The sequence below is a fragment of the Sphingobium fluviale genome (assembly GCF_004122115.1).
Lineage (GTDB): Bacteria > Pseudomonadota > Alphaproteobacteria > Sphingomonadales > Sphingomonadaceae > Sphingobium > Sphingobium fluviale.
This window is the reverse complement of record NZ_SBKP01000033.1, coordinates 1-3,827: the sequence shown is the minus strand read 5'-3', so window position 1 is coordinate 3,827 and position 3,827 is coordinate 1. Positions and strand designations below refer to the sequence as shown.

Sequence of the window (3,827 nt, the reverse complement as noted above, 5' to 3'; positions counted from 1 at the left end):
CTTGAGTAATCGCGAGGTGTCGATAATGTGAAGGAACGCGGTTTCAGTGTCTGAAATGCGCAGAATTCCGACGGTATCTGACGGGCTTTGCTCCGCATTATTTCTCGACGAACCTCTGCGGTCGTTTGACCTGCAGAGGAGCCTTCAATGCCGAATACCGATTGCGAACTGATCGCCGAACTCAAAGCCGCACTGATCACCCAACGATACAGCCCGGTGGTGACCGGGAACTACTGCGCCTATGCGCGCGGGTTCCTCGACTATTTTGCCCGGCGCAGCATCCCGATCGCCGAGGTGACCGAGGCGCAAGTGACGCACTACCTGCGCCATGCGATCGCGATGTTCCGCAAACGCCATGGTCGGTCTCCGGGGCCGTACTGGCACTCCATTCCGCGCTCTGGAATCCACGCATTGCTGCGGCTTGCACAGGGCCAGTGGCCGCCGGCGCCGAAGGCGACCTGCGCTGCCGACACGCTGCGCTTTGCGATCTGCGACGAATACGAGACCTGGCTGCGCGAGGAACGGGGCCTTGCGGAGCCCAGCATCTACGCGCTGATGTGGGAGGGCCGGAACTTTCTCGCCTGGCAGCTTGATCGATGCGGCGTCGACAGCCTGATGGAAATGAGCGTCGGCGACATCGACCGTTACATGGACATGCGCAGCCCGCACCAAACGCGCAAATCGGTGAAGGACGTGGCGGAGCGCCTTCGCTCGCTGTTGCGCTATCTGCACCGGACGCGCCGCACCGCAATCGACTTGTCGCCGCACGTCATCGCTCCGCTACTGTACGCCTATGAAGGGGTGCCCTCGATCCTGGAGCGCGATCAGATCGCCGCCGTCCTGGAAACCGCGAGCAAGGACACGACGCCCATCGGGCTCAGAGATCAGGCGATCCTGCAACTGCTGGCGACCTATGGTCTGAGGTCCGGCGAAATCCGCAGTCTTAAGATCGAGGACATCGACTGGCGCGCGGAATCGATCCGCATCCTCCACACCAAGACCCGTGCCTGTTCCTATCTGCCGTTGATGGCTCCGGTGGGCGAAGCCATCCTCACCTATCTGCGCTCGGGACGACCGCAGACCGACGCCCGCGAAGTGTTCGTGCGGACCCGCGCGCCCTATGGACGGCTCCGGGTGCTGCATAGTGCCGTGTTCCGGCGAATCCGGGATGCCGGGGTCAAGCCACCGGGAAAGTGTGGGCCACACATCTTCAGACATGCCCGCGCGGTCGAGATGCTGCGCGCCTCGGTCCCGCAAAAGGTGATCGGCGATATGCTTGGTCATCGTTCGACGGAATCTACCGCTCCGTATCTCAAGCTGGCAACCGAAGACCTGCGGGCCATCGCGCTCGACGTTCCGGGATCGGAGGTGCTGTCATGATGACATGGCCCGATCCCGAACGACTGTTGATCGCGCGCTATCTCGCGGACCTTGGCCTGCGCAGCAAGAACAGCCGCACCTATTACAAACAGGTGCTCCACAGCTTCCAGGACGTCGCCGCGCGCCACACCGAACTCGGCCAAGATGTGCTGGTAGCCTGGTTGCGGGCGTGGTCCGACCGTTGGACGGCGACGACGCTGCTCCACCGCACCCGCATTATCGACCGGTTCCTCGATCACCTTGTGCAAACAGGGGCGATCCACCGCAATCCCGTCGTCGTCCTGCGCAAGGAGTGTAACGTCAAGCAGTGCATGCCGGTCTGGCGCGCTCTGGCTTCACGCGATCCAGAACAAGCCCTTGCCAAACTGCATCAGCCCAAACCGTTCGGCAGCGTGCTGGGCGCGATCATGGCCGAGCACGTTACGCTGATGCGTAACAGGGGGTACAAATATACCACGCAGCCTGTGTGGCTTTTGCGGTTCGACCGGTTCCTACAGCTGAACCCGGCGCTGCAGGATGAACCGATCGGGGTGATGCTCGAACACTGGGCGACGGCGAAGGCCACGCGCAATCATCCTGCCGAATGCGAAAAGCTGAAGCGCGTCCTTGCGAAGATACTCCGCCATCGGGATCCGTCGATCCCACCGCGCCGACCGGACCCACGTCCGGGGAAGGAAGTGGCCAAACAATGGCGCAAACCTCATATCTATACGCCTGCCGACGTGCAGCATATGCTCGACATTGCTCGCTCTTACCCCTCTCCGCGAGCGCCGCTTCGCCCGTTGAGTGTCTACACGATGCTTCTGCTCGCCTATTGCGCGGGCCTGCGGCGCAGCGAGGTTGCCCGCCTTGATCTGGGGGATGTTGATCTTCAGGGCGGCACGATCACTATACGGCAGACCAAGTTCTACAAGACCAGGATACTGCCGCTGCCCGACACTGTGATGGCCGAACTTCGGGCCTACATCGATGTGCGGTGCCATGCCGGTGCATCGCAGGACCCGAGGTCCGGGCTGTTCTGGCACGAGCAGCGCAGTGCCCGCTATACGAAGCAAGGAGTCGCCTGGTTGCTCGTTGACGTCATACGCCGCGCCGGGCTGAAGCCACTGCAGGGGCGAACGGGACCGCGTTTGCACGACCTGCGGCACTCAATGGTCGTGAACCGGATCCTCGAATGGTACCGGACGGGCATCAACCCGCAGGACCGTCTGCCGTTCCTCGCGACCTACCTCGGCCACCGGGATATCAACTCTACCCTGGTCTACATCACGGTCACCCAGGATCTGCTGCATTACGCAAGTGAGCGGTTCCGCATGGTGGGCGCACCTTGCCTCAGCATGGAGCGGGAGGTGCAGCCATGAGCAAGGCCAACCCGTTCCCGGTACTGATGCACGCGTTCTTCTACGAATGGCTGGTCGAGCAGCGCAACGCATCCATCCATACAGTCCGATCATACCGCGACACCTGGCGGCTGTTCTTGCGGTTCGTTGCACAGCGGACTGGAAGGAAGGTGGCTATGATCACGATGACTGATCTGACCGCCAGCGAAGTCTCCGCGTTCCTCAGTTACGCTGAACATGAGCGCGGCGGCACGATCGGCACGCGCAACTGCAGGCTTGCCGCAATCCGCAGCTTCTTCCACTTCGTGGCGACCAGGGATCCCGCATCGATCGCGCAATGCGTCGAAATCCTCAACATACCCGTCAAGCGCGCGCCGGTATCGGAGCCCTGCTATCTGGATCCGGCGGAAGTGACGGCAATTCTTGCCCAGCCTGACCGTTCGACGCTCGAAGGCATGCGCGATCATGTGCTGCTCTCGTTCCTCTACAACAGCGGCGCACGAATACAGGAAGCGCTCGACCTGTGCCCCGAAGCAATCCGGTTCGAAAGTCCGAGCTGCGTGCGCTTGACCGGCAAGGGACGGAAGGAACGCATCTGCCCGCTCTGGCCTGAAACGGCCTTGCTGCTGAAGAAGCTGCTCGAACGGCAACCACGGGCGCCTGACCAACGGCTGTTCGTTAACCGCTATGGCGAACCGCTCAGCGCGTCGGGCGTCCGATTCAAGCTTGCCGCCTACGTAAAGGCGGCGACCGAAGCCACACCAACGCTGCGTACCAAGCACGTGACGCCGCACGCCTTCCGGCACGCCACCGCCGTGCACCTCATATCTGCGGGCGTCGATGTTACAGTCATCCGCAGTTGGCTCGGCCACGTGAGCCTCGACACGACCAACCACTATGCCAGGGCCAATCTTGAAACGAAGCGAAAGGCCCTGGAACAGGTCGCCGTTCCGACAACACCCGGCGGTCAGCCTTCGTGGAAGCGCGATACAAGCGTGCTCGCCTGGCTCGACACGCTTTGAAATAATGTGAAGGAACGTTTGCAGGAAACCCCAGAACTCGGCCAATCTGGCCGCGCTCCTTCACATTATCGACACCTCGCGATTA

At 61.9% G+C, this 3,827-nt stretch carries 3 protein-coding genes; all 3 read left to right on the top strand.

The features are described from left to right. The first annotated feature begins 147 nt into the window (after positions 1–147). Genes EQG66_RS15110 through EQG66_RS15100 form a run of 3 tightly spaced genes read left to right on the top strand, consistent with a single transcriptional unit; the run spans position 148 to position 3,742 of the window. Positions 148–1,380: a site-specific integrase gene (locus tag EQG66_RS15110; protein WP_129405333.1), complete on the top strand. Its 1,233-nt coding sequence runs from the start codon at positions 148–150 to the stop codon at positions 1,378–1,380. Continuing rightward, positions 1,377–2,741 carry a tyrosine-type recombinase/integrase gene (locus EQG66_RS15105; protein ID WP_129405332.1) on the top strand — a complete coding sequence of 455 codons (1,365 nt, stop codon included), beginning with the start codon at positions 1,377–1,379 and terminating at the stop codon, positions 2,739–2,741. Before EQG66_RS15110 ends, EQG66_RS15105 begins: the two co-directional genes overlap by 4 nt. Then, entirely contained in the window at positions 2,738–3,742 is a 1,005-nt protein-coding gene (locus tag EQG66_RS15100) for a site-specific integrase (protein WP_129405331.1), read from the top strand. The genes EQG66_RS15105 and EQG66_RS15100 overlap by 4 nt, the downstream gene beginning before the upstream one ends. Positions 3,743–3,827: the final 85 nt, after the last annotated feature.

Excerpts from the sequence above, each read along its gene's own strand:
- EQG66_RS15110 (WP_129405333.1), top strand. The coding sequence starts at position 148 with ATGCCGAATACCGATTGCGAACTGATCGCCGAACTCAAAGCCGCACTG.
- EQG66_RS15105 (WP_129405332.1), top strand. The coding sequence starts at position 1,377 with ATGATGACATGGCCCGATCCCGAACGACTGTTGATCGCGCGCTATCTC.
- EQG66_RS15100 (WP_129405331.1), top strand. The coding sequence starts at position 2,738 with ATGAGCAAGGCCAACCCGTTCCCGGTACTGATGCACGCGTTCTTCTAC.